This window comes from Seohaeicola zhoushanensis (assembly GCF_014656415.1).
Taxonomy (GTDB): Bacteria; Pseudomonadota; Alphaproteobacteria; order Rhodobacterales; family Rhodobacteraceae; genus Seohaeicola_A; species Seohaeicola_A zhoushanensis.
Map to the genome: position 1 here is coordinate 101,793 of NZ_BNCJ01000009.1, position 22,261 is coordinate 124,053.

The 22,261-nt window shown below is 68.1% G+C and carries 24 protein-coding genes; 15 read left to right on the forward strand and 9 right to left on the reverse strand.

Features of this window, described 5'->3' with window-relative positions:
- Positions 1-4: 4 nt before the first annotated feature.
- Entirely contained in the window at positions 5-541 is a 537-nt protein-coding gene (folK, locus tag IE266_RS15595) for a 2-amino-4-hydroxy-6-hydroxymethyldihydropteridine diphosphokinase (RefSeq protein WP_229864162.1), read from the reverse strand.
- 166 nt (positions 542-707) lie between these two features.
- On the opposite strand from folK, the gene IE266_RS15600 reads away from it, so the two are divergent.
- The 8 genes from IE266_RS15600 (at position 708) to rnc (ending at position 6,756) form a co-directional block, all read left to right on the forward strand.
- A complete protein-coding gene (locus tag IE266_RS15600; RefSeq protein WP_189681034.1) occupies positions 708-1,280 on the forward strand; it encodes a LabA-like NYN domain-containing protein in 573 nt (190 codons plus the stop codon).
- Between the two features lie 152 nt (positions 1,281-1,432).
- Positions 1,433-2,383 (forward strand): 4-hydroxy-3-methylbut-2-enyl diphosphate reductase, encoded by a 951-nt coding sequence (gene ispH / locus IE266_RS15605; RefSeq protein WP_189681035.1) that lies wholly within the window; start codon positions 1,433-1,435, stop codon positions 2,381-2,383.
- A 67-nt stretch (positions 2,384-2,450) separates the two neighbouring features.
- A complete protein-coding gene (locus IE266_RS15610; protein WP_189681036.1) occupies positions 2,451-3,200 on the forward strand; it encodes a pyridoxine 5'-phosphate synthase in 750 nt (249 codons plus the stop codon).
- 125 nt (positions 3,201-3,325) lie between these two features.
- On the forward strand, positions 3,326-3,958 hold the full coding sequence (locus IE266_RS15615) for a LysE family translocator (RefSeq protein WP_229864164.1): 633 nt from the start codon (positions 3,326-3,328) through the stop codon (positions 3,956-3,958).
- Positions 3,959-4,050: 92 nt separating this feature from the next.
- Positions 4,051-4,596, forward strand: a complete 546-nt coding sequence (locus IE266_RS15620) for a hypothetical protein (protein WP_189681037.1) — start codon at positions 4,051-4,053, stop codon at positions 4,594-4,596.
- Between the two features lie 104 nt (positions 4,597-4,700).
- Positions 4,701-5,108, forward strand: coding sequence for a holo-ACP synthase (gene acpS / locus IE266_RS15625; RefSeq protein WP_189681038.1), 408 nt, complete (start codon positions 4,701-4,703; stop codon positions 5,106-5,108).
- Positions 5,109-5,192: 84 nt separating this feature from the next.
- Positions 5,193-6,020 carry a signal peptidase I gene (gene lepB / locus IE266_RS15630; RefSeq protein WP_189681039.1) on the forward strand — a complete coding sequence of 276 codons (828 nt, stop codon included), beginning with the start codon at positions 5,193-5,195 and terminating at the stop codon, positions 6,018-6,020.
- A 55-nt stretch (positions 6,021-6,075) separates the two neighbouring features.
- Positions 6,076-6,756 (forward strand): ribonuclease III, encoded by a 681-nt coding sequence (gene rnc, locus IE266_RS15635; protein WP_189681040.1) that lies wholly within the window; start codon positions 6,076-6,078, stop codon positions 6,754-6,756.
- A gap of 121 nt (positions 6,757-6,877) precedes the next feature.
- On the opposite strand, the gene IE266_RS15640 is transcribed toward rnc, so the two are convergent.
- Positions 6,878-7,228: a hypothetical protein gene (locus IE266_RS15640; protein WP_189681041.1), complete on the reverse strand. Its 351-nt coding sequence runs from the start codon at positions 7,226-7,228 to the stop codon at positions 6,878-6,880.
- Between the two features lie 217 nt (positions 7,229-7,445).
- Here IE266_RS15640 and IE266_RS15645 point away from each other — a divergent pair, with 217 nt between their 5' ends.
- Complete coding sequence (locus IE266_RS15645) at positions 7,446-8,420, forward strand: glutathione S-transferase family protein (protein ID WP_189681042.1); 975 nt, start codon at positions 7,446-7,448, stop codon at positions 8,418-8,420.
- Here IE266_RS15645 and IE266_RS15650 read toward each other — a convergent pair.
- On the reverse strand, positions 8,417-8,779 hold the full coding sequence (locus tag IE266_RS15650) for a response regulator transcription factor (protein WP_189681043.1): 363 nt from the start codon (positions 8,777-8,779) through the stop codon (positions 8,417-8,419). The two genes, IE266_RS15645 and IE266_RS15650, sit on opposite strands and share 4 nt — an antisense overlap.
- A 194-nt stretch (positions 8,780-8,973) precedes the next feature.
- On the opposite strand from IE266_RS15650, the gene IE266_RS15655 reads away from it, so the two are divergent.
- From IE266_RS15655 to IE266_RS15675, 5 genes are read left to right on the forward strand one after another with little or no spacing between them, the layout of a single operon-like run.
- Entirely contained in the window at positions 8,974-9,933 is a 960-nt protein-coding gene (locus IE266_RS15655) for a threonine-phosphate decarboxylase (protein ID WP_189681044.1), read from the forward strand.
- Positions 9,930-10,856: an adenosylcobinamide-phosphate synthase CbiB gene (cbiB, locus tag IE266_RS15660; RefSeq protein WP_189681045.1), complete on the forward strand. Its 927-nt coding sequence runs from the start codon at positions 9,930-9,932 to the stop codon at positions 10,854-10,856. The genes IE266_RS15655 and cbiB overlap by 4 nt, the downstream gene beginning before the upstream one ends.
- A gap of 23 nt (positions 10,857-10,879) precedes the next feature.
- A complete protein-coding gene (locus tag IE266_RS15665; RefSeq protein WP_189681046.1) occupies positions 10,880-12,046 on the forward strand; it encodes a lytic murein transglycosylase in 1,167 nt (388 codons plus the stop codon).
- Positions 12,047-12,061: 15 nt separating this feature from the next.
- Entirely contained in the window at positions 12,062-13,237 is a 1,176-nt protein-coding gene (locus IE266_RS15670) for an MFS transporter (RefSeq protein WP_229864166.1), read from the forward strand.
- A gap of 35 nt (positions 13,238-13,272) precedes the next feature.
- Positions 13,273-15,084 (forward strand): tetratricopeptide repeat protein, encoded by a 1,812-nt coding sequence (locus IE266_RS15675; RefSeq protein ID WP_189681047.1) that lies wholly within the window; start codon positions 13,273-13,275, stop codon positions 15,082-15,084.
- A gap of 24 nt (positions 15,085-15,108) precedes the next feature.
- Here IE266_RS15675 and smc read toward each other — a convergent pair whose 3' ends face one another.
- Positions 15,109-18,564: a chromosome segregation protein SMC gene (gene smc, locus IE266_RS15680; protein ID WP_189681048.1), complete on the reverse strand. Its 3,456-nt coding sequence runs from the start codon at positions 18,562-18,564 to the stop codon at positions 15,109-15,111.
- A gap of 116 nt (positions 18,565-18,680) precedes the next feature.
- The gene (locus IE266_RS15685; RefSeq protein ID WP_189681049.1) at positions 18,681-19,082 is read right to left on the reverse strand and encodes a hypothetical protein; all 402 of its coding nucleotides are present in this window, start codon (positions 19,080-19,082) and stop codon (positions 18,681-18,683) included.
- 104 nt (positions 19,083-19,186) lie between these two features.
- Here IE266_RS15685 and IE266_RS15690 point away from each other — a divergent pair, with 104 nt between their 5' ends.
- Complete coding sequence (locus tag IE266_RS15690; RefSeq protein WP_189681050.1) at positions 19,187-19,957, forward strand: FadR/GntR family transcriptional regulator; 771 nt, start codon at positions 19,187-19,189, stop codon at positions 19,955-19,957.
- Between the two features lie 70 nt (positions 19,958-20,027).
- On the opposite strand, the gene IE266_RS15695 is transcribed toward IE266_RS15690, so the two are convergent.
- The 4 genes from IE266_RS15695 to IE266_RS15710 all read right to left on the reverse strand — a co-directional run bounded on the left by IE266_RS15695 (position 20,028) and on the right by IE266_RS15710 (position 22,258).
- Positions 20,028-20,588 (reverse strand): F0F1 ATP synthase subunit B, encoded by a 561-nt coding sequence (locus IE266_RS15695; RefSeq protein ID WP_189681051.1) that lies wholly within the window; start codon positions 20,586-20,588, stop codon positions 20,028-20,030.
- Between the two features lie 5 nt (positions 20,589-20,593).
- The gene (locus IE266_RS15700; RefSeq protein WP_189681052.1) at positions 20,594-21,130 is read right to left on the reverse strand and encodes a F0F1 ATP synthase subunit B'; all 537 of its coding nucleotides are present in this window, start codon (positions 21,128-21,130) and stop codon (positions 20,594-20,596) included.
- A gap of 80 nt (positions 21,131-21,210) precedes the next feature.
- Positions 21,211-21,450 carry a F0F1 ATP synthase subunit C gene (locus tag IE266_RS15705; protein ID WP_189681053.1) on the reverse strand — a complete coding sequence of 80 codons (240 nt, stop codon included), beginning with the start codon at positions 21,448-21,450 and terminating at the stop codon, positions 21,211-21,213.
- 49 nt (positions 21,451-21,499) lie between these two features.
- A complete protein-coding gene (locus IE266_RS15710) occupies positions 21,500-22,258 on the reverse strand; it encodes a F0F1 ATP synthase subunit A (protein ID WP_189681054.1) in 759 nt (252 codons plus the stop codon).
- Positions 22,259-22,261: the final 3 nt, after the last annotated feature.

Below are 22,261 nucleotides of genomic sequence, written 5' to 3' on the forward strand. Positions count from 1 at the left end.
ACGATCACATTGGCCGGATAGCGGCGATTTCCGCGGCTGGCAAGGCGTCGCACATCTCGCGGACGCTCTGCCCCAGCAGCGGATGCACCCAATCGGGGGCCACGTCGCGCATCGGCACCAGCACGAAGCCGCGGTCCTGCAGCCGCGGATGCGGCAGGATCAGCCGGTCGGGCGCGTGGCGCGCCTGTTCCTCGGGGGGCAGGCAGCGCCATGCGGCCTGGGTTTCGGCATCTGGCAGCACCCTGTCGCCGGCCGCGATCAGGTCGAGGTCCAGCGTGCGGCCCGCCCAGCGGGTTTCGCGGACGCGGCCGAAGCGGGCCTCTATCCCGTGCAGGATCGCGAGCACGGCCGCGGGGTCGTCCAGGCCGGCGACCCGGAGCGCCGCGTTGACATAATCGGGGCCCGCGCCGGCGGGAAAACAGGGCGTGACGTAGAAACGGCTCACGGCGCGAATCAGCAGGCCCTCCTGCGATAGGGCGGAGACCGCCGCGATCAAGGTTTCCGCAGGGGTACCCAGCTCGGAATCCAGGTTTCCACCCATCGCGAACACATAGTCTGACCGGAATACGATCAATTTTGACGGCATGACGTGAAGTCTTTACACTTGCAGCAGGACTCAGTTGACTTATTTTACCGTAACGCCCCGCCGGAATTTTTACACTCACTCACGGAACAACGGCGCAGCGGCCTACCGGAAGGACAATTTGATGTTTTACAAAGACGAACGGCTTGCGCTGTTCATCGATGGATCGAACCTGTATGCAGCGGCCAAGGCGCTGGGGTTCGACATCGATTACAAACTCCTTCGCCAGGAATTTATGAGACGTGGCAAATTGTTGCGCGCCTTCTACTACACCGCCCTGCTGGAGAACGACGAGTATTCGCCGATTCGCCCGCTGGTCGACTGGCTCCACTACAATGGCTTCACCATGGTCACGAAGCCGGCGAAGGAATACACCGACAGCATGGGACGCCGTAAGGTGAAGGGCAACATGGACATCGAGCTTGCCGTCGATGCCATGGAGTTGGCACCGCGCGTCGACCACATCGTGCTCTTCTCGGGTGACGGCGACTTCCGTCCGCTGGTGGAAAGCCTGCAACGCCAGGGCGTTCGGGTCTCGGTGGTTTCGACCATCCGCAGCCAGCCGCCGATGATCTCGGATGAGTTGCGGCGGCAAGCCGACAATTTCATCGAGCTCGAAGAACTGAAAGAGGTGATCGGCCGCCCTCCGCGCGACGTCTCGTCCTCTGACGACACGCGAGTCGCCGCAGCCAAGTAAGTCGTCGCGAAGACCAGCGCCTTGGGGGGCGCCGGTCCGGTGACGCGTCAACGCCGCCCAGGCCCCGGCCTGTGCGGCGTTTGCCTTTCCGGGGCATTGCCTCTGGACGCCGCCGGCCATCGCGCCTAGCTGTGGCGGAACGAGGTAGAGACATGACCAGACCGCCCCTGACCCTGTTCCTTGCCGCTCCGCGCGGCTTTTGCGCCGGTGTCGACCGTGCGATCAAGATCGTCGAGATGGCGCTCGAGAAATGGGGGGCGCCGGTCTATGTGCGCCACGAGATCGTGCACAACCGCTATGTGGTCGACGGGCTGCGCGCCAAGGGCGCGGTCTTTGTCGAGGAGCTGGACGACTGCCCGCCGGACCGGCCGGTGATCTTCTCGGCCCATGGCGTGCCGAAATCGGTGCCGGCCGAAGCGGCGCGGCGCGAGATGGTCTATGTCGACGCGACCTGCCCGCTGGTCAGCAAGGTGCATATCGAGGCGCAGCGCCATGCCGAGAACGGGTTGCAGATGATCATGATCGGCCACAAGGGCCATCCCGAGACCATCGGCACCATGGGCCAGCTGCCCGATGGCGACGTGCTGTTGGTCGAGACGGTGGATGACGTGGCAAGGGTCGCGGTGCGCGACCCCGAGCGGATTGCCTACGTCACCCAGACCACGCTGTCGGTCGATGACACCGCCGATATCGTCTCGGCGCTGCGCGCGCGGTTTCCGGCCATCGTCGGCCCGCACAAGGAAGACATCTGCTATGCCACGACCAACCGGCAGGAGGCGGTGAAGGCCATCGCGCCGAAGGTCGACGCCATGCTGGTGGTCGGCGCGCCGAACTCGTCGAACTCGCGCCGGCTGGTCGAGGTCGCGGCCCGCGCCGGCTGTGGGTATTCCCAGCTGGTGCAGCGGGCCGGTGATATCGACTGGCGCGCGCTCGAGGGCGCCCGCGCCATCGGCCTGACCGCTGGCGCCTCGGCGCCGGAGACGCTGGTCAACGAGGTGATCGAGGCGATCAATGCGCGGTTCGACGTCACCGTCGACCATGTCGAGACGGCGGTCGAGAATGTCGAGTTCAAGGTGCCGCGGATCCTGCGCCAGCCGGCCTGAGCGGTTTGCCTTGGCGCGGCAATCGTCTAGCTTCCGGTCTCGAACAGACCCTTGAAGGATTCGTCCCGTGTCCCAGACCCGTTCCCTGCGCCTTGGCGTCAACATCGACCACGTCGCCACCGTGCGTAACGCCCGTGGCGGCGCCTATCCCGACCCGCTGCGCGCCGCGAAGCTGGCCGAGGAGGCCGGGGCCGACGGGATCACCGCGCACCTGCGTGAGGATCGCCGGCATATCTCGGACGCCGATATCGACGGGCTGATGGCGGGCCTGACCGTGCCCCTCAACTTCGAGATGGCGGCCACGCCCGAGATGCAGGCGATCGCGCTGCGCCACAAGCCGCACGCGGTCTGCATCGTGCCCGAGAAGCGCGAGGAACGCACCACCGAGGGCGGGCTGGAAGTGGCGCGCGAGGAGAACCGGCTGGCGCATTTCATTGCGCCGCTGCGCGAGGCGGGCTGCCGGGTGTCGATCTTCATCGCCGCCGACGCCAAGCAGATCGAGGCGGCGCACCGGATCGGCGCCGAGGTGATCGAGCTGCACACCGGCGCCTATTGCGATGCCCATGCCGAGGGCCATTTCGAGGCGCGCGACCGCGAGTTGGCGAGCCTGCGCGAGATGTCGGCCTATGCCCATTCGCTGGGGCTGGAAGTGCATGCCGGCCACGGGCTGACCTATGACACGGTCAAGCCGATCGCCGCCTTCCCCGAGGTGCGTGAGCTCAACATCGGCCATTTCCTGATCGGCGAGGCGATCTTCCGGGGGCTGGTCCCGGCAATCGCCGAGATGCGCCGTCTGATGGACGAGGCACGGGGGTAGGGGCCTCCGGCGCCACCGCGCCATAATTCGATTTGTCCGTGGCTGGAAGGGGGCTATCACTCTTCCAGGGGCGTGGCCGAATGGCCTCGGGCATCTTGGCCGGCCCTGTCGGGGGGAGCGCGGAGATGATGGCAGGACTGGATCTTGGAAACCTCGGCGCCATAGCGGCGGCCTTCGTGGTGGTGGCCTCGTCGCCGGGGCCGGCGAACCTGGCCACGGCAAGCGTTGCGCTGACCCAGGGCCAGCGCACCGCGCTGATCTTTGCCGCGGGGCTGTCGCTGGGGCTGGCCTTCTGGGGCGTGCTTGCGGCGCTCGGGCTCGGCGCGGTGCTGCGGGCCTCGGAGACGGCGCTTGTGGTGCTGAAGCTGGCGGGCGGGACCTATCTGCTCTGGCTGGCCTGGCAGACCGGGAGATCCGCGCTGAAGGGCGGCGACGTCAGGGCGCCCGACATTCCGCCGGGGCGCTGGTTCCTGCGCGGCGTGCTGCTGAACCTGTCGAACCCCAAGGCGGTCTTTGCCTGGATGGCGGCGCTCTCGGTCGGGATGGGGCCCGAGCAGGGCGGCGCGGCGGTGCTGACGGCCACGCTTATGTGCGCCGCCATCGGCACGCTGAACGCCTGCACTTGGGCGCTGCTGTTTTCGCGGCCACGGATGATGACGGGCTATCGCCGGCTGCGCCGGGGAATCGAGGCGGGATTCTCGGCCTTCTTCGCCCTGGCCGGGCTGCGCCTGCTGTTCTGGCGGGGCGCGCCGGTCTGACGCCCGTCGCCTGCGGTTGACGTTGCGTCAATTTGCCGGGAAATGTGCTATACTGTCTGCCTTCGCAATCGAGTCGAAAGGAGACGACTGCCATGCTTTCCCGACTTCCGAAGACCACCGCCGCATCGGCCGCGCTGCTGGCCGCGCTGGCGCTGCCAGGGCTTGCCGCAAACGACGAGGAGCTGATCGCCGAGGCGATGAGCGCCGCGCCGCCGGCGGTGGGGGCCGTGGCCACCATCATGGCCTTCAACGAGGACGGCAGCCTGCGGACGCTGCGCGAGGGCACCAGCAACTTCGTCTGTTTCGCCGATGACCCGACGCCGGGCCACAACCCGATGTGCCTGGATCAGAACGGGGTGGCCTGGGCCGAGGCCTGGATCAACAAGACAACCCCGCCGGCGGGCAAGGTCGGCTTCGGCTATATGCTGGCGGGGGGCGGCACCCCCAGCAACACCGATCCCTACGGCACGTTACCTGCAGGGACCGAGCCGGCGATGGAGCCGCCGCATGTGATGATCTTCAACCTTCCCGAGAAGGCGATGGATTACCCGCGGCCTGGCGATGAGATGGACATGACCCAGCCCTGGGTGATGTGGAAGGACACGCCCTACGAACACCTGATGATCCCGGTCAAGTGATCTGACCGGCGCGCGGCGCCGCCATGGGGGCGCCGCGCATTTCGGCTTGCCCGTGCTTGCGGGGGCGGCAATATGGCGCCTCGGAAGCAACGGGAACCCCCACCATGATCCTCGGCATCGGCACCGACCTGGCCAATATCGACCGCATCCAGGCCGTGCTCGACCGCCATGGCGACCGCTTCCGCAACCGTGTCTTCACCGAGACCGAGCAGCGCAAGGCCGAGCGCCGGCGCGACACGGCGGGCACCTATGCCAAGCGCTGGGCGGCGAAGGAGGCCTGTTCCAAGGCGCTGGGCACCGGGCTGCGCATGGGGATCGCCTGGAAGGACATGTCGGTCACCAACCTGCGCACCGGGCAGCCGGTGATGCATGTCACTGGCTGGGCGAAACAGCGGCTGGAGTCGATGACCCCGCCGGGTCACGAAGCGATCATCCACGTCACCCTCACCGACGATCACCCCTGGGCGCAGGCCATGGTGGTGATCGAGGCGCGGCCGCTGGCCGCGACCTGAGCCCGCGCGGGCGGCACAACTTGACTTCACCCGCCCCGCGCCGCATGTAGCGCGCAGGGCAGGAACCAGCATAAAGGGCAGGTCATGGGCGAAGTGCGCAACGGTTTTGTCGAGACGGTCAAGACCATCGTCTATGCGCTGCTGATCGCAGGTGTCTTCCGCACGATCTTCTTCCAGCCGTTCTGGATCCCTTCGGGGTCGATGAAGGAAACGCTGCTGATCGGCGACTTCGTCTTCGTCAACAAGATGAGCTACGGCTATTCCTACGCCTCCTGCCCAAGCCTCAAGCTGCCAGGCTTCGGCATCAACATCGACGCCGAGGACATCTGCGGCTGGATGCGCGGCGACAACTCGCGCATCCTCGGCAGCGAGCCCGAGCGCGGCGACGTGGTGGTGTTCCGCCACCCGGTCACCGGCGACGATTTCATCAAGCGGCTGATCGGCCTGCCGGGCGACCGCATCCAGGTCACCGACGGGCGGCTCATCATCAACGACGTTCCGGTCGAGGTGAAGGACGACGGGATCTTCGCGGAGACCTTCTCCCCGCAGGGCCCTCAGGGGTCGACCCCGATGTGCGCCAACGGCGTGGTAGGGCTTGGCGCCACCTGCGAGAAGCAGCGGTTCGTCGAGACCCTGCCGGGCGGCGTCTCGCACAAGATTCTCAACGTGGGCAACCAGTCGCTGGACAATACCGGCGTCTTCGTGGTGCCCGAGAAGCACTACTTCTTCATGGGCGACAACCGCGACAACTCCACCGACAGCCGCGTGCAGCAGACCGCCGGTGGCGTCGGCTTCGTGCCCTACGAGAACCTGATCGGCCGCGCCGACCGGATCATGTTCTCCTCCGCCGGACGGTCGATGCTCTATTTCTGGACCTGGCGGGGGGATCGCTTCTTCAAGGCGATCGAATGAGGGCAGCGGCGGCGCGGATATCCACGCGGCCGCGGGTGGCCGCAGGGGCAGTGCGATGAAACTGTCCGCCGAGATGCGCGCCTTCGAGGACCGGCTGGGCTACAGCTTTCGCCGCCCCGAGCTGCTGGTGCGCGCGCTGACCCATGGGTCGATGTCCTCGGCCACCCGTACCGACAACCAGAGGCTCGAATTCCTGGGCGACCGGGTGCTGGGGCTGGTGATGGCCGATGCGCTGCTCGACCACGACAAGGGCGCGACCGAGGGCCAGCTGGCCCCCCGTTTCAACGCGCTGGTGCGCAAGGAGGCCTGTGCCGAGGTAGCGCGCGACATCGACCTTGGCGCGGTGCTCAAGCTGGGCCGCTCCGAGATGATGTCGGGCGGGCGGCGCAAGCTGGCGCTGCTGGGCGACGCGATGGAGGCAGTGCTCGCGGCGGTCTACCGCGACGGCGGGCTCGATGCGGCGCGCGGGGTGATCCTGCGGCACTGGGCCAAGCGCATCGACACCGTCGAGGCCGATGCCCGCGACGCCAAGACGGCGCTGCAGGAATTGCTGCAGGCGCGCGGCGAACAGCCGCCGCGCTACGAGGCGGTGGCGCGCACCGGCCCCGACCACGCCCCGGTCTTCACTATCGCGGCTCGACTGGCCGATGGCACCGAGGCGCGGGCCTCGGCCACCTCCAAGCGGCAGGCCGAACAGGCAGCGGCGGCGGCCCTGCTGCAACAACTCGGCGCCTGAGGTCAGGCAGGCGCCGCGCCCCCTGTTTTCTCTTCTTTCCAAATATCTCCGGGGAGGCGACCGCAGGGAGCCGGGGGCAGCGCCCCCGATGCGCGGGTTGTCGCAGGCGTGGACCTCGGGCCTAGAGGCGCGGGATCAGCCCCACCGGTGCGCCGGGGTCGCGGTAGAAGTCGAGCGGCGGTGCGTCATGGGCCTGGGTCAGGCGCTTGAACTCGTAGCGCATCTCGCCGGCCTCGGCTTCGGAGGCGACGATCAGGCACTGGTAGAGGTGGTTCGCCCCCTCGTAGAGATCGACGAGCCCGCGCAAGTGCGAGGCGTCCTCGGTTGCCACCGAGAAGCCGTTCTTCCAGAGCGCGAGCACGGGGTAGATATCGTCGCCGACCTGCACCCGCAGGCGGCTGGCCTTGCGCAGGGCCGCGATGCGGGCGGCCTCCAGACCTTCGCGGACTTCCCTGGACAAAAACGTGGTCATCGCACAGCACTCCCAAGCCCCGACTCGAAAGGATGGACCAGTCGGATTCAAAATCAAGCGCAGAGTTAACGACATATTGTTTCGTTTCTCTGACAGCCGCAGGGTTCCATGCCTGCATTGTGCGCATCTGCGGACCCCTCTGCGCGCTCTGCCCGGATGGGGTGGCGCTGCAAAAGCCCTATGTTGCTGGTCGAAACGGCAACGAGGAGATGCGCAGATGGGCCTTCTGGTCGACGGCAAGTGGCAGGACAAGTGGTACGACACAAAGGCCACGGGCGGCGAGTTCAAACGCTCTGAGGCCTCGTTCCGCAATTGGATCACCGCCGACGGCAGGCCCGGCCCGAGCGGCGAGGGCGGTTTCGCCGCCGAATCGGGGCGTTATCACCTCTATGTCTCCTATGCCTGTCCCTGGGCCCACCGGACGCTGATCTTCCGGGCGATCAAGAGGCTGGAGCCGCATATCACCGTCAGCGTCGTGCATCCGGATATGCTGGACAAGGGCTGGACCTTCTCGACGGATTTCGCGGGGGCGACGGGGGATGCGCTGTTCGGATACGACCACCTGCACGAGGTCTACACGCGCGACACCCCCGACATGACCGGGCGGGTGACGGTGCCGGTGCTGTGGGACAAGGCGCAAGGGCGGATCGTGTCGAACGAGAGCGCGGAGATCATCCGAATGTTCAACTCGGCCTTCGACAGCATCACCGGCGACCGGCAGGATTTCTGGCCGGCGGCGCGGCGTGCGGCGATCGAGCCGGTGAACGCGCGGATCTACGACACCGTCAACAACGGGGTCTACAAGGCCGGATTTGCCACCTCGCAGGCCGCCTATGACAAGGCGGTGGTGCCGTTGTTCGAAAGCCTCGACTGGTTGGAGGATCACCTTGCCGAGAACCGCTTCCTGATGGGCGAGGCGCTGACTGAGGCCGACTGGCGGCTGTTCACCACGCTGATCCGGTTCGATCCGGTCTATCACCTGCATTTCAAGTGCAACCGGAAGCGGATCGTCGATTATCCCAATCTCTGGGCCTATACCCGCGCGCTCTACCAGTGGCCGGGGGTGCGCGGGACGGTGCATTTCGACCATATCGTGCGGCACTACCACTACAGCCACGCGAGCATCAACCCGCACCGGATCATCCCGATCAACCCGGTGCTGGACTATGACGCGCCGCACGGGCGTGGCTAGCCGGGCAGGGCGTAGTGTTCGACCATCGCCGCCAGGTCCTCGGGCGGGGTGGCGCTCTGGACATAGGCACAGGCGTTTGAGGAATGGGCGAAGATCGAGCCATCGGAGAAGAAGGTGGTGTTGGTGACGAAGATCACCCGCATCTCGGGGCGGCGGTAGCTGGCGAAGTCGGAGACCGCCAGCGCGCTGCCCTCGGCGAGGACCAGGTCGAGCACCATGATCTGGAAGTTGTCGTTGCGCAGGGCCTCGATCGCCTCTTCCTGGCCGTGGGCGAGAGTCACCTCGGCGCCCTGGCGCTGCAGGTGGCGCTGCCAGAGCACTCCGAGTTCGTGTCGGCTTTCGACAATCAGGACATTCATGCGCTTGATCCGGCACCTTGGGTGGGCGCGGCGCGTCCGAGAGCTGACGGTCTGCCCGAACCCTTGATCCGTCTATCTCGTTAACAAACGGTTAATTCGGGCCGGGGGCCGTCATGGCCGGACAGATTGCTTGCGATTCTGGCGCGTTTCCGCTTGAACCGGGCACACCTTGTGCAGCCGAGGAGTGCCTGGCAATGCCCGCAGACCACCAAGCTCCTGTGCCGGTCCGCGACCACGGCGGCGGCGTCGATGCGGCGGCGGCGCGCTGGGGCGGATCGCGGGGCGATTGGCTGGACCTCTCTACCGGGATCAATCCGCGTCCCTACCCGGTAACCGGTTTCGCCCCGACCGACTGGACCGCGCTGCCTGATGCGCGCGCGCAGGCGCGGCTGGAGGCGGCGGCGCGCAGTTTCTGGCGGGTGCCGGAGGGGACAGGGGTGCTGGCCGCGCACGGCGCCTCGGCGCTGATCGCGCGGATGCCTGGGCTTGCGGCACCGGGGCGGGTGCGGATCGAGGGGCCGACCTACAACGAGCACGCGGCGGCCTTTGCCGGGCAGGGCTGGACGGTGGTGTCCGAGGGGCCTGCGCAGGCGCGGGTGCTGGTACATCCGAACAATCCCGACGGTCGGCTATGGGCCGAAAGCGACGCGGATGCGGCGCTGACGGTGATCGACGAGAGCTTCTGCGATGTCACCCCGGCGAAGACGCTGGTGCATCTGGCCGAGCGGCCGGGGGTGGTGGTGCTCAAGAGCTTTGGCAAGTTCTGGGGGCTGGCAGGGTTGCGGCTGGGCTTTGCCATCGCCCGCCCCGAGACGCTGGCGCGCATGGCCGAGATGCTGGGCCCTTGGCCGGTGTCGGGCCCGGCGCTGCGGGTCGGGGCGGCGGCGCTGGCGAACCCGGCATGGGCCGAGGACACGAGGGCGCGGCTGGCGCAGGATGCGGCGCGGCTCGACCGGATGATGACCGCAAAGGGCGCCGAGCTGGCCGGGGGAACCGACCTCTTCCGGCTCTATCGGGTCGATGATGCGGCGGGCTGGCAGGACCGCTTGGCGCGAGGCCAGGTCTGGACGCGCATCTTCCCCTGGTCGCGGGAACACATCCGCCTGGGTCTCGCCGATGGCGAGGGCTGGGCGCAGCTGGACGCGGCGCTGTGAGCAACGCCGCGCTGCTGGTTCTCGCGATGCTGCTGGACGCCGCGCTGGGAGAGCCGGCCTGGCTCTGGTCGCGGCTGCCGCATCCGGCGGTGCTGATGGGGCGCGTGGTCGGCGCGCTCGACCGGGATCTGAACCGGGGCGAGGCGCGGCGGCTGAAGGGCGTGCTGACGTTGCTGGTGCTGATGGGGGGCGCAATCGCGCTGGGCCTGCTGCTGGCGCGGCTGGGTCCGGTCGTCGAGGTGCTGGCGGCCGCCATCCTGCTGGCGCAGCGGTCGCTGGTCGAGCATGTGGCGGCGGTGGCGAGCGGCCTGCGCCGGTCGCTGGCCGAGGGGCGGCGCGCGGTCGCGATGATCGTGAGCCGCGACACCGGCGCCATAGGCGAGGCTGAAGTGGCGCGTGCGGCGCTGGAGAGCGCGGCCGAGAACCTCTCGGACGGGGTGATCGCGCCGGCCTTCTGGTTCCTTGTCGCCGGGCTGCCGGGGTTGCTGCTCTACAAGGCGGTGAATACCGCCGACAGCATGATCGGCTATCGCAATGCGCGCTACGAGGAGTTCGGCTGGGCCTCGGCCCGGATGGACGACCTGCTGAACCTGGTTCCGGCGCGGCTCACCTGCCTGATGATCGCGCTGCCCGCAGGGGTGCGCGACTGGCGCGGGATCTTCACTGATGCCGGGCGGCACCGTTCGCCCAATGCGGGCTGGCCCGAGGCGGCGATGTCGCGGGCGCTGGGAGTGGCCCTGGCAGGGCCGCGCAGCTATGACGGGGAGATGCGCGAGCTGCCCTGGGTCAACGGCGCCGGGCGGCGCGCGATCGGGGCCGACGACATCGACGCCGGGGTCCTGCTGCTGTGGCGCAGCTGGCGTATTGCCTTGATTTTCTGCACCCTTGTGGCATCACTTGCGCTGTTGATGCCTTTCGACTGACCTGTGTTATTGGACCATTGCGAATGCGACTTCCTGCCCTGTTCGGCCTTTTCCTGATGACCGCCGGTCCGGTCGCCGCCCAGTGCGGCGGATCGTTCCCCGAGTTCGTGCAGGGGCTGAAGACCGAGGCCGTGGCCAAGGGGCATGATGCCGGCAAGGTCGACACCTTCTTCCGGGGCGTGGCGCAGGATGGGGGCGTGCTCAAGGCCGACCGGGCGCAGGGCGTTTTCCAGAAGCCGTTCACCGAGTTCGCGCGCCGCCTGATCTCGCAGAGCCGGCTCGACCGGGGCAAGGCGAATGCGGCGAAGTATGACGCCGTCTTCGACCGGATCGAGCGGGAATTTGGCGTGTCCCGCGGGGTGCTGTTGGCCTTCTGGGCCTTCGAGACCGATTACGGCGCAGTGCAGGGCGATTTCAACACGCGCAACGCGTTGGTAACGCTGGCGCATGACTGCCGCCGCCCCGAGCTGTTCCGCCCGCAGATCTTCGCGGCGCTGGAGCTGTTCGAGCATGGCGACTTCGACCCGGCAACCACGACCGGGGCCTGGGCGGGCGAGATCGGCATGGTGCAGATGCTGCCGGCGGATATCCTGGAGAATGGCGTCGACGGCGATGGCGACGGGCATGTCAGGCTGAAGACATCGGCGCCGGATGCGCTGATGTCGGGCGGGAAGATGCTGTCGGGCCTCGGCTGGCGCCGGGGCGAGCCCTGGTTGCAGGAGGTGGTGCTGCCGGCGGGGTTTGACTGGTCGCTGACGGGCCTGCAGGAGGACCGCAGCACGGCGGATTGGGCGGCGCTGGGTGTCAAGGCGCGCAGCGGCGCGCTGGCGCCGGGGCTGACCGGGGCCATCCTGATCCCCGAGGGGCACAAGGGGCCGGCCTTCATCGCCTATCCGAATTTCAGGGTCTACTTTGAGTGGAACCAGAGTTTCGTCTATGTCCTGACCGCCGCCTATTTCGCAACCCGGCTGGAGGGCGCGCCGGTCTTTGACGCGCGCAGCCCCGAGGCCGGGCTGGCGGGGGCCGAGATGAAGGCGCTGCAGCAGAAGCTGGTTGCGCGGGGGTATGACGTGGGCAAGGTGGACGGCATCCTTGGCCAGAGGACCCGCGACGCGGTGCGCGCGGAACAGGCGCGGCTGGGTATGGTGGTCGATGGCTGGCCGACCTCCGAGCTGCTGTTGCGGCTCTAGCAGGGGGAAACGGGGATGCTGCACAACAGGTGGATCATCCTCGCACTGCTCTTCCTCGTTCGCGCCGGAATGGGCGTCCAGTTCCAGCTGGTGCCGTCGCTGGCGCCTCTGTTCATCGAGAGCTTTGCCCTCACGGTAGCCGAGATCGGGCTGCTGATCGGGATCTACCAGGCGCCGGGGATCTTCCTGGCGCTGCCCGGGGGCACCGTCGCGCGCCGGTTCGGCGACAAGCGTGTGGTGCTGGCCGGGCTGGCGTTGATGACAGTGGGCGGGCTGGTGATGGTGGCCGCGCGCAACGGGGAGATACTGCTGGCCGGACGGTTGATCGGTGGGGCGGGTGGCATCCTGATGAACGTGGTGATGACCAAGATGGTCACCGACTGGTTCGCCGGGCGCGAGATGAACACTGCGATGGCGATCTATGTCAATTCCTGGCCCTGTGGCATCGCGCTGGCGCTGGTGGTCCTGCCGGGCCTTGCCGAATATGCCGGTCTGGTCGCAGGCGTTCTCGCCGTGGTGGTGTATTGCGCGGTTGCCCTGGCGGGGATGGCGCTGCTCTATGCGCCGCCGCCCGCCGTACCGACGAGTGGAGCAGCCGCCACCGGCTGGCCGGATGCGCGGGTGATCGTCGCCTTGCTGCTCGCCGGATCGGTCTGGGGGCTCTACAACGCCGGGCTGGCGGTGGTCTTCTCCTTCGGGTCGCTAATGCTGGCCGAGCGTGGCTATTCCATGATCGCCGCCGGGGCGGTGACGAGCATCGTGCTCTGGGTTGCCGCCCTCTCGGTCGTGCTGGGCGGCGTGATCGCGGACAAGAGTGGCCGGCCCGGCGGCGTGATTGCGCTGAGCCTCGCCGGGTTTGCGCTGGCGATGCTGCTGGCGTCGCGGAGCGATGCGGTGACGGTGATCTTCGCACTGATGGGCCTTGTCGGCGGCTTGGGCGCGGGGCCGGTGATGAGCCTTGCCGCGCAGGTGCTGACACCGGCAACGCGCGCGGTCGGGATGGGGATATTCTTCACCTTCTACTACGCGATCATGATGTGCGCGCCCTGGCTGGCCGGCACCCTCGCCGAGATTTTCGGCAGCGCGCGGGTGGCCTTCGACGCAGGGGCCGCCGCACTGCTGCTCGCCTTCCCGTTCTGGGGGGTGTTCCACATGATGCAGAAGGCGCTGCGTGCCCGACAGGTCGTCTGAACGATTTCGACCCGTTCAACTGAGAGGAGATTTACATGCCGCCGCTACGCTCCTTGGTCGTCGTCCTTTCCCTCGGCCTTGTCTTCGGCCCCGCCGCAGTCCTGGCGCAGGAGGCGCGGCTGATCCCGGCGCAGTTCTTCGGCAAGCTCTCGATCGATGACGTGCCACGCCTGCGCAAGCGGGCGGCGAGCGGGGACATGGCGGCGCAGCATCTGCTGTGGACGGCCTATCGCGACAAGCCACGTGGTGGCCTGCCGCCCTGGGAGGGCAGCGACGACATCGTCACCCGCGCGGAGGCGGAGCAGGGGCTTCGCCAGGCGGCCGGTCAGGGCGATGCCGAGGCGCAGGCGATCCTGGCGGTCGCCCTGCTGCAGGGCGACTCGGTGGCGCGGGATCCGCGCGGCGCGCAGGCTTGGCTGATGCGGCTGATCGAGGCCACGGCCCCGGCGGAGCGCGGCCAACTCGACCACTTGCTCGCCCGCGCCCTGGTCGAGGCGCCGGATGCCACCCCCGAGGATGTGGCCCGCGCGATACAGCTTGCCGAGGAGGCGCTGGCGCTGGGGATAACGCAGGCGATCGGGACCAAGGCCCGCGCGCTGTCGCGCAGCGACCCGGCGGCGGCACGCGCGCTGCTCGAGGCGGCGGTGGCCGGCAATCGCCATGCCGCCCTGCCGCTTGCCGGGATGCTGTTGCGCGGCGAGGGCGGTGCGCGGGATGTGAAACGCGCAGAGGCCCTGCTGGCCGGTGACGACAGCCACGAGGCCCGGGCTGAACGTGGCCGCCAGCACCTCTGGGGTGGCGCCTTTGCGCGGCTGCCGCAACGCGCGCTCACTCTGATGAGCGATATCGCTACCTATGACATCGACACCCGGCAGGAGCTGGCCCGCCAGCTGCTGACCTATCGCGTCACCTTCCCGCGGCCCGAGCCGATCTTCTATGCCCTGCAGGAAGATGCCGATATCGGCCGCCTCGGTGCGGCTCTGGCCCTCGTGCGGCTGCTCAGGGCCAACCGCGAAGGGTTCCGCGACGAGAAACTCTGGTTCGACGCGGTGCGCCGTTTCCAGGACGTCCATCCGCGCATCGCGGTCTACCAGGCCGAGATCGCTGGGCGCTGGGCCAAGCTCGGCTCGACCGAGGCCAACCGCGCGCTCTTCGCGCGCGAGGCCACCGAGCTGCTGGCACGGCTCGAGGCCGCGAATGTGGCCGAGGCCTATACCCTGCATGGCGACTTCCTGGCCAAGGGCATCGTCTTCCGCCAGGACGACGTGGCCGCGCAGGCAATGCTGCGCAAGGGCGCGGAGCTGGGCGATACGGAGGCCATGCTTGCGCTGGCCTCGGTACAAGAGGATGGGCGCGGGATCCCGAAGGATCGCGCACAGGCGCTGGACTGGTTGCGCCGGGCGGCGGCCGCCGGTTCGGTCGAGGCGCGCAAGCGCATCGCCTATCGGTTCCGTTTCGACGGTATCGACAAGAAGATCACCCTGCGCGAGGGGATCGGCGAAGTGGTGGTCCATTACGGCGACGGCCATGACGGCGCGGCGCTGACCGCCTTCGGTGGCGTTTTCGCCAATTCCCGTCTGAACGATTTCAGCGAGGCGGAGGTCGCTGCCGCGATCCTCGACGGGATGAGCATGTCGCCGGGGGCGGTTGAGGAGGACAAGCTGGTCGCGATGGTGAAACAGGTGCCGCAACGCTACTGGGTTCTGATCGAGACGCTGCTGAACGCGGAGGGCCTGTTGTCGGAACCGGCGCAGGGCTACATGGAGCCACAGGCGCGCGACGCGTTGCGCAGCTGGGTCGACCGGGTCGGGCCTCCCGCCAATGCTCCCGTGCGCGGGACGCCGTAGGGCGGGGTTCACCCCGCCGCTGCCTCAGGCGACCAGAGCCTCGGCCTTCTTGAGGTCGACCGAGACAAGCTGGCTGACGCCCTGTTCCATCATGGTGACGCCGAAGAGCCGGTCCATCCGGCTCATCGTCACCGCGTGGTGGGTGATTATGAGGAAGCGGGTGTCGGTCTGGCGGCACATCTCGTCGAGCAGGTCGCAGAAGCGGGTCACGTTGGCGTCGTCGAGCGGCGCGTCGACCTCGTCGAGCACGCAGATCGGTGCGGGGTTGGCGAGGAAGACGGCGAAGATCAGCGCCATCGCGGTCAGCGTCTGCTCGCCCCCCGAAAGCAGCGAGAGCGTCGAAAGCTTCTTGCCCGGCGGCTGGCACATGATCTCGAGCCCGGCTTCGAGCGGGTCGTCGCTTTCGACCATCACCAGGTTGGCCTCCCCGCCGCCGAAGAGGTGGCGGAACAGCATCGAGAAGTTGCCGTTGACCTGTTCGAAGGCTGTCAGCAGACGTTCGCGTCCTTCGCGGTTGAGGCTGGCGATGCCGGAGCGCAGGGTGCGGATCGCCTCTTCGAGGTCGGCCTTCTCGTGCGTGAGGTTATCGTATTCCGCCTGGACTTCCTTGGCATCCTCCTCGGCGCGCAGGTTGACCGCGCCAAGCGCGTCGCGCTGGCGCTTGTGGCGGTTCACCTCGGCTTCGAGCGTCTCGGCGTCGGGGATCTGGGTCGGATCGGCGCCCAGCTGGGTCAACAGCTGCGACGGGGTCAGCTGGTGTTCCTCGGCGATGCGCTCGGCGGCGTGGGAGACGCTGTCGCGGGCGGCCTCGGCGCGGGCGGTGGCGGCGGCGCGGGTCTCGCGCGCCTCGGAGGCGGCGCGTTCGGCGTCGCGCTCGGCCTGGCCGGCGTCGCGCAGGGCGCCTTCGGCGGTGGAGAGCGCGTCGCTGGCCTTGGCCTTGCGGATCTCGGCCTCGGTGATGTGTTCGGCCAGTTCCTCGCGCTGGATCGCGATTTCCTCGGGCGCGGCGCGGGCGATCTCGAGCTCGTCCTCGGTCTCCTGCTTGCGGGCTTCGAGTTCGGCGATGCGCTTGCCGGCGGTTTCGAGGCGGTGACGCCAGCCGCTGAGTTCCTTGGTCACTTCCTGGCTGCGCCGGGTGCGCGCCTCGCCCTCGCGGCGGATCTCGTCATGGGCCGAGCGGCGCGTCAGCATGGTGATGCGCGCGGCCTCGACGGTCTGGCGGATGTCGTCGATGCGGGCGCGGGCGCTGGCGAGGTCGCCGAGATCGGTCAGCGCGGCCTGGGCCTCGTTCACCTGGCTGCGGGCGGCGAGCGCGTCTTCCTGGTGCCGGCTGACGGCGAGGCCGAGGTTCTCGAGCCGGCCCTGGGCGAGGTTGCGCTCAGCCTCGGCGCGGCTGAGGGCGCGGGCGGCCTCGGCCACGGCCTGGTCGGCGTGGCGGCGGGCGTCGCGGGCGCGCTTGTCGGCCTCGGTCAGCTCGGCCAGGCGGCGGGTCAGGCTTTCGTGCGCGGCCTTGGCGCCTTCGACGCGGGCGTTGACCGCGGCGTTTTCCTGCTTGAGCGCTTCCAGCCGGTTCAGCTGTTGCAGGCGCAGGGCAGCGGCGCTGGGCGCATCCTCGGCGTTCGAGCGGAACCCGTCCCAGCGCCAGAGGTCGCCCTCGGTCGAGACCAGGCGCTGGCCGGGGAGCAGGGCGGCCTGCAGATCGGCGCCCTTGTCCTCGTCGACAAGGCCGATCTGGGCGATGCGGCGGACCAGCGCGAAGGGGCCCTTGACGTAAAGCGAGAGCGGGATCGCACCCTGCGGCAACGGCTGGATGGTCCTGTAGTCGTCGAGCGTGGCCCAGCCCGAGGCGCCGTCTTCCTCGGCCAGCGGCGCGCGCAGGTCATCGGCCAGCGCCGCGCCAAGCGCTTTCTCGTAACCGGGCGTCACCTTCATCAGGTCGAGCACCTGGCCGCCCTCGGCGGTGTCCCGGTCGAGCAGTTTCATCAGCGCGGCCAGTTCGGCGCGCAGCGCGCCGGCCTCGCCCTCGGCCTCGGACCGCTGGGCGCGGGCCTCGACCTCGCGCGCCTGGGTCTCGGCGCGGGCGGCATCGGCGGCGGCGAGGTTCTCCTCGGCCTCGACAGCGGCTTCCATCGCCTCGGATTCGGTCTCGCGGGCGGCTTCGAAAGCCTCGGAGGCACGGGTCAGGGCCGAGCGCGATTCCTCGACGGCGGCGCGGGCCTTGGCGGCCTCGCCCTCGGCGCGGGCCAGCATCTTGTGGCTGTCGTCGAGCAGGCGTTGCGCCGACTGGTGGCGGGCGGCGAGGCGGGCGACGTCCTCGGTCTCTTCCGAGAGCGTGGCCTCGCGGTCGCGCAGCACGTCGGCGGCCTCGGCCGAGGCGTCGGCCGCTTCGGCCAGGCGGTCGTCATGGCCTTCGCCTGCCTTGGCCAGCTCGCGGGCCTCCCATTCGAGCCGTTGCAGCGTGTCGCCGGCGTCCTTGTTCAGCCCGTTCTCGCGGTCGATGTCGCGGGCGAGCTGGGCGGCGCGGGCGCTCAGGGTCTCGATCGTCTGGCGGGCGCGGTTCTCCTGGTCGGCGAGCGTATCGCGTTCGACCAGCATCCGCTGGAGCACGGCGGCGGCGATGGCCTCTTCCTCGCGCAGGCCAGGCAGGGCGGTTTCTGCGGCGGTGCGCGCCTTGATCGATTGCTGGGCATGGGCCTCGGCGCGGGCGGCGGCGGTCGTGTGCTCGCGCAGCGCGGTTTCAGCGGCCGATCGCGCCTCGTCGGCCTCGCGCCAGCGGCGGTAGAGCAGCAGGCCTTCGGCCAGGCGCAGCGCCTCGCCGATTTCGCGGTAGCGGGCGGCCTGCCGGGCCTGGCGGGCGAGCTGGCCGAGCTGCTGGGCCAGCTGCTCGATCACGTCGTCGACGCGGGCGAGATTGGTCTCGGCGCCGTTCAGCTTCAGCTCCGCCTCGTGGCGGCGCTGGTAGAGGCCCGAGATGCCGGCGGCCTCTTCGAGGATGCGGCGGCGGGCCTGGGGCCGGGCGTTGATCAGCTCGGAGATCTGGCCCTGGCGCACCAGCGCCGGGGAATGCGCGCCGGTGGAGGCATCGGCGAAGAGCATCTGCACGTCGCGGGCGCGCACGTCCTTTGCGTTGGCCTTGTAGGCCGAGCCGACGTCGCGGGTGATGCGGCGGACGATTTCAAGCTGGTCGGACTCGTTGAAGCCCGAGGGCGCCAGCCGTTCGCTGTTGTCGATGATGAGGCTGACTTCGGCGAAGTTGCGGGCCGCGCGGGTGGCGGCCCCGGCGAAGATCACGTCTTCCATGCCGCCGCCGCGCATGGCCGTGGGGCGGTTTTCGCCCATCACCCAGCGCAGCGCCTCGAGCAGGTTGGACTTGCCGCAGCCGTTGGGACCGACCACGCCTGTAAGGCCCTCGGCGATCACCAGTTCGGTGGGATCGACGAAGCTCTTGAAGCCGCTCAGTCTTAGTCTGTCGAAGCGCAAGGACCGGTCCGGTTGATTCCCTCAGAGAGGGAAACCTTGGGCTTTGGGGGGCTTTGCGTCAACGGTCTTGCTGCTGCATGTCGGCGGATCGGCGGAAATATCCACAAGATATTGGTTCAAACCGGGTCGCAGTCGAAATCCTGCCAGGTGACGCCCAAGCGATAGCTGGACCAGTGGCCGACGTCGGTACAGCTGTAGCTGACCGGAGCCACTGGCGCGCTCCAGCGCGTGGGGCGGTCCTTGCAGGAAAGCTTGCCGAGGGCCAGCGCCTGGTCGCCGCTGACCTCGGTAACGGTGCAGCCGCTGACCTGTTCCATGGCAAAGGCGGCGCGGGCGCGGATCGGGCCGAAGCGCGGTGCATACTGCGCGTTGACGCGCAAGGCCTCGGCCAGGTCGCCCCGGACGCGGATGTCGAAGACCGAACCGGCGACGCTGACGCGGGTGGCCTCCAGCCCGCTGAAATGCGGGCTGGGCGTGTTGCAGGCGGCGAGAAGGAGCAGGGCAAGAAACGGACGCATGGTCCGATCATGCGCGATTCAGGGTTAACAAGCGGTTACGTCATGCGGGCATGGACGCATGGGGCGGCTTGGCCCTATAAGGCCGGAACACGAGAGTTGTGGTCATGCCCTTTCAGAAAGTCCAGCCAGAGAAGATTTCCACCTCGGTCGTGCGCCAGATCGAACTGCTTATCCTGCGCGGGATCCTGCGGCCGGGCGAGCGCTTGCCTTCTGAGCGGGAGCTCTCCGAGCGGCTTGGCGTCTCACGCCCCTCACTTCGCGAGGCGGTGGCCGAACTGCAGGAAGAGGGGCTGCTGACCTCGCGCGCGGGCTCGGGGATCTATGTTGCCGAGGTGCTGGGATCGGCCTTTTCGCCGGCGCTGCAGCGGCTCTTCGCCACCCATGACGAGGCAGTCTTCGACTATATCGATTTCCGCCGTGATATCGAGGCGATGGCGGTGGAAAGGGCGGCGCGGCTGGCCTCGGACGGCGACCTGCTGGTGGTCCAGACGATCTTCGACAAGATGGAAGCCAGCCACCAGAAGCGGAACCCGGAGGAGGAGGCGCGGCTCGACGCGCAGTTCCACAGCGCGATCATCGAAGCGAGCCACAACGTGGTGATGCTGCACATGATGCGGTCGATGTACGACCTGCTGCGGGCAGGGGTGTTCTACAACCGCCAGGTGATGTTCAAGCAGCGGACCAGCCGCGCGGCGCTGCTGGACCAGCACCGGGCCATCAACGACGCCCTGCAGGCGCGCAACCCCGAGGCCGCAATCGCTGCGGTGCGGGCGCATCTGACCTACGTGGAGCAGTCACTGACTGACTACCGGCGCGCCGAGCGCAATGAGATCATCGCCCAGCAACGCCTTGAGCACGAGCGCAGCCTGCGCTGAACACTGCCCCCTGAAACGACAAAACCCGGCGCGGGGCCGGGTTTCATCCTGTTCGTCACTTGTGACGGCGTCAGTGCAGCTTGGCTTCGACCTGGGCGATTGCCTCGTCGACCAGCTTGGAGCTTGCCGTCGCGGTCAGTTGCTTGGCCATCACGTCCTTGGCTGCGGCCACGGCGATGGTGATCGCGCGGTCGCGGACGTCCTTGATGGCGGCCGACTGGGCCGAGGCGATCTGGTCCTGAGCGGCCGCAAGGCGGCGGGCGATCGACTTCTCGAGATCGGCCTTTGCCTGTTCGGCGGCTTGCGCGGCCTCCTCACGGGCGGTGGCGACGATCCGGTCGGCCTGGACTTGGACTTCCTGCTGCTTGCGCTCGAACGAGGCGAGCACGGTCTGTGCCTCCTCGCGCAGGGCGCGGGCTTCGTTCAGCTCTTCGCGGATGCCTTCCGCGCGCTTGTCCAGCAGCTTGCCGATGGTGCCTGGAACCTTGAAGTAGACCAGGATGCCAAGGAAGATGATGAAAGCGATCGAAACAACGAAGTTGGTGTTGTGCAGCGAGAAGAACGGACCCGAAGCGGCCAGCGCCGGCGAGGCGGTGGTCAGGGCGAGGGTGGCGGCGATGATATGGCGCATCTCTCTCACCCCTTGATCCGGGTATCGACCGCGGCGTTGACCGCCTTGGCGTCGTCCTTGCCACCCAGTGCGGCGACGAGGGCGGCGGCGGTGTCGCGCGCCACTTCCTCGACCGCGGCAGCTGCGCCGGCACGGATTTCGGCGACTGCCTTCTCCGATTCAGCGGTCTTCGCGGCGATTTCCGCGTCGGCCTTGGCGATGGCCTGGGCGAGTTCGCCCTGGATCTCGGCCTTGGTCGCGGCGGCGATGCGGTTTGCTTCGGTGCGCGCATCCGCTAGAGCCTTGTTGTAGGCCTCTTCGGCGGCGAGCGCCTTGGCCTTCAGCTCTTCCGCGGCTGCGATGTCGTTCGTGATCGTGCCGGCACGTTCGGCCAGGATGCCGCCGATACGCGGCAGCGCCACGCGCGACAGCACGAAATAGATAACAACGAGAGTCACCGCGAGCCAGAAGATCTGGTTCGGGAAATGCTCGATGTTCAGCTGCGGCATACCAGGCGCCGAAGTGGCGGCGGCGTGGCCCGCGTCATGCGTCGGTGTTGCCATGTCAGTACTCCCAGGGAACTGCCGTTACGACGGACGGGCGCGGCTGCGCTCCGTCCGCCGGTAAGGAAGAGCCCGTTGGATCAGACGGCGAACATCAGCAGCAGGGCGACCAGGAATGCGAAGATGCCCAGGGCTTCGGCGAATGCGATGCCGATGAACAGGGTCGCGGTCTGGCCGGCGGCTGCCGACGGGTTGCGCAGGGCGCCTGCCAGGAAGTTGCCGGCGACGTGGCCCACACCGATGGCGGCTGCGCCCGAACCGATGGCTGCGAGGCCGGCGCCGATGAATTTGCCCAGAGCTGCTGCTGCAACGAGTTCCATGTGATCTCTCCTTACGATGGAATGAGGGGTGTTGGTTGGAAGACGGGCGTCAGTGACCCGGATGCAGGGCATCCTTGAGGTAGACGCAGGTCAGGATGGTGAAGACATAGGCCTGGATGAAGGCCACGAGCAGTTCCAGGCCGTAGATCGCGGTGACGCCAAGGATGGCGATGGGTGCGATGGCGGCGACCTGGGCGAAGCCGGCGAAAACCTTCAGCACCGCGTGCCCGGCCATCATGTTGCCGGCAAGACGGATGGAATGGCTCACCGGCCGCACGAAGTAGGAAATCAGTTCGATGATCGCGAGGATCGGACGCAGCGCCAGCGGCGCGCTCGACACCCAGAACAGGCCCAGGAAGTGGGTGCCGTTCTTCACGAAGCCGAGGATCGTCACGCAGATGAACACGCCAAAGCCGAGAATGGCGGTGACGGCGATATGCGAGGTGGTGGTGAAGGAACCGGGGATCAGGCCGAGGAAGTTGGCGCAGACGATGAACATGAACAGGGTCATGATATACGGGAAATACTTGATCCCGTCCTTGCCGGTCACGTCTTCGACCATCTTGTAGACGAAGCCGTAGGCCATTTCCGCGATCGACTGGCCGCGGCCGGGAACGATGGCGCGCTTGGAGGTGGACAGCACCAGCAGCGCGATCACCGCCACGATGGCGAGACCCATCCACAGCGTCGCATTGGTCGGCGTGTACCAGGCCACCGGGCCCTCGCCGAACAGCGGTTTCACGATGAACTGGTCCATCGGGTGGAAGACCAGAGTGCTTCCTTCGGCTGCGTGCTCTTCTGTCGCCATCGC

Bases quoted from the DNA above. Each gene is read 5' to 3' on its own strand.
- folK (WP_229864162.1), bottom strand. From the start codon at position 541: ATGGGTGGAAACCTGGATTCCGAGCTGGGTACCCCTGCGGAAACCTTG.
- IE266_RS15600 (WP_189681034.1), top strand. From the start codon at position 708: ATGTTTTACAAAGACGAACGGCTTGCGCTGTTCATCGATGGATCGAAC.
- ispH (WP_189681035.1), top strand. From the start codon at position 1,433: ATGACCAGACCGCCCCTGACCCTGTTCCTTGCCGCTCCGCGCGGCTTT.
- IE266_RS15615 (WP_229864164.1), top strand. From the start codon at position 3,326: ATGATGGCAGGACTGGATCTTGGAAACCTCGGCGCCATAGCGGCGGCC.
- IE266_RS15620 (WP_189681037.1), top strand. From the start codon at position 4,051: ATGCTTTCCCGACTTCCGAAGACCACCGCCGCATCGGCCGCGCTGCTG.
- acpS (WP_189681038.1), top strand. From the start codon at position 4,701: ATGATCCTCGGCATCGGCACCGACCTGGCCAATATCGACCGCATCCAG.
- lepB (WP_189681039.1), top strand. From the start codon at position 5,193: ATGGGCGAAGTGCGCAACGGTTTTGTCGAGACGGTCAAGACCATCGTC.
- rnc (WP_189681040.1), top strand. From the start codon at position 6,076: ATGAAACTGTCCGCCGAGATGCGCGCCTTCGAGGACCGGCTGGGCTAC.
- IE266_RS15640 (WP_189681041.1), bottom strand. From the start codon at position 7,228: ATGACCACGTTTTTGTCCAGGGAAGTCCGCGAAGGTCTGGAGGCCGCC.
- IE266_RS15645 (WP_189681042.1), top strand. From the start codon at position 7,446: ATGGGCCTTCTGGTCGACGGCAAGTGGCAGGACAAGTGGTACGACACA.
- IE266_RS15650 (WP_189681043.1), bottom strand. From the start codon at position 8,779: ATGAATGTCCTGATTGTCGAAAGCCGACACGAACTCGGAGTGCTCTGG.
- IE266_RS15655 (WP_189681044.1), top strand. From the start codon at position 8,974: ATGCCCGCAGACCACCAAGCTCCTGTGCCGGTCCGCGACCACGGCGGC.
- IE266_RS15665 (WP_189681046.1), top strand. From the start codon at position 10,880: ATGCGACTTCCTGCCCTGTTCGGCCTTTTCCTGATGACCGCCGGTCCG.
- IE266_RS15670 (WP_229864166.1), top strand. From the start codon at position 12,062: ATGCTGCACAACAGGTGGATCATCCTCGCACTGCTCTTCCTCGTTCGC.
- IE266_RS15675 (WP_189681047.1), top strand. From the start codon at position 13,273: ATGCCGCCGCTACGCTCCTTGGTCGTCGTCCTTTCCCTCGGCCTTGTC.
- IE266_RS15685 (WP_189681049.1), bottom strand. From the start codon at position 19,082: ATGCGTCCGTTTCTTGCCCTGCTCCTTCTCGCCGCCTGCAACACGCCC.
- IE266_RS15690 (WP_189681050.1), top strand. From the start codon at position 19,187: ATGCCCTTTCAGAAAGTCCAGCCAGAGAAGATTTCCACCTCGGTCGTG.
- IE266_RS15695 (WP_189681051.1), bottom strand. From the start codon at position 20,588: ATGCGCCATATCATCGCCGCCACCCTCGCCCTGACCACCGCCTCGCCG.
- IE266_RS15700 (WP_189681052.1), bottom strand. From the start codon at position 21,130: ATGGCAACACCGACGCATGACGCGGGCCACGCCGCCGCCACTTCGGCG.
- IE266_RS15705 (WP_189681053.1), bottom strand. From the start codon at position 21,450: ATGGAACTCGTTGCAGCAGCAGCTCTGGGCAAATTCATCGGCGCCGGC.
- IE266_RS15710 (WP_189681054.1), bottom strand. From the start codon at position 22,258: ATGGCGACAGAAGAGCACGCAGCCGAAGGAAGCACTCTGGTCTTCCAC.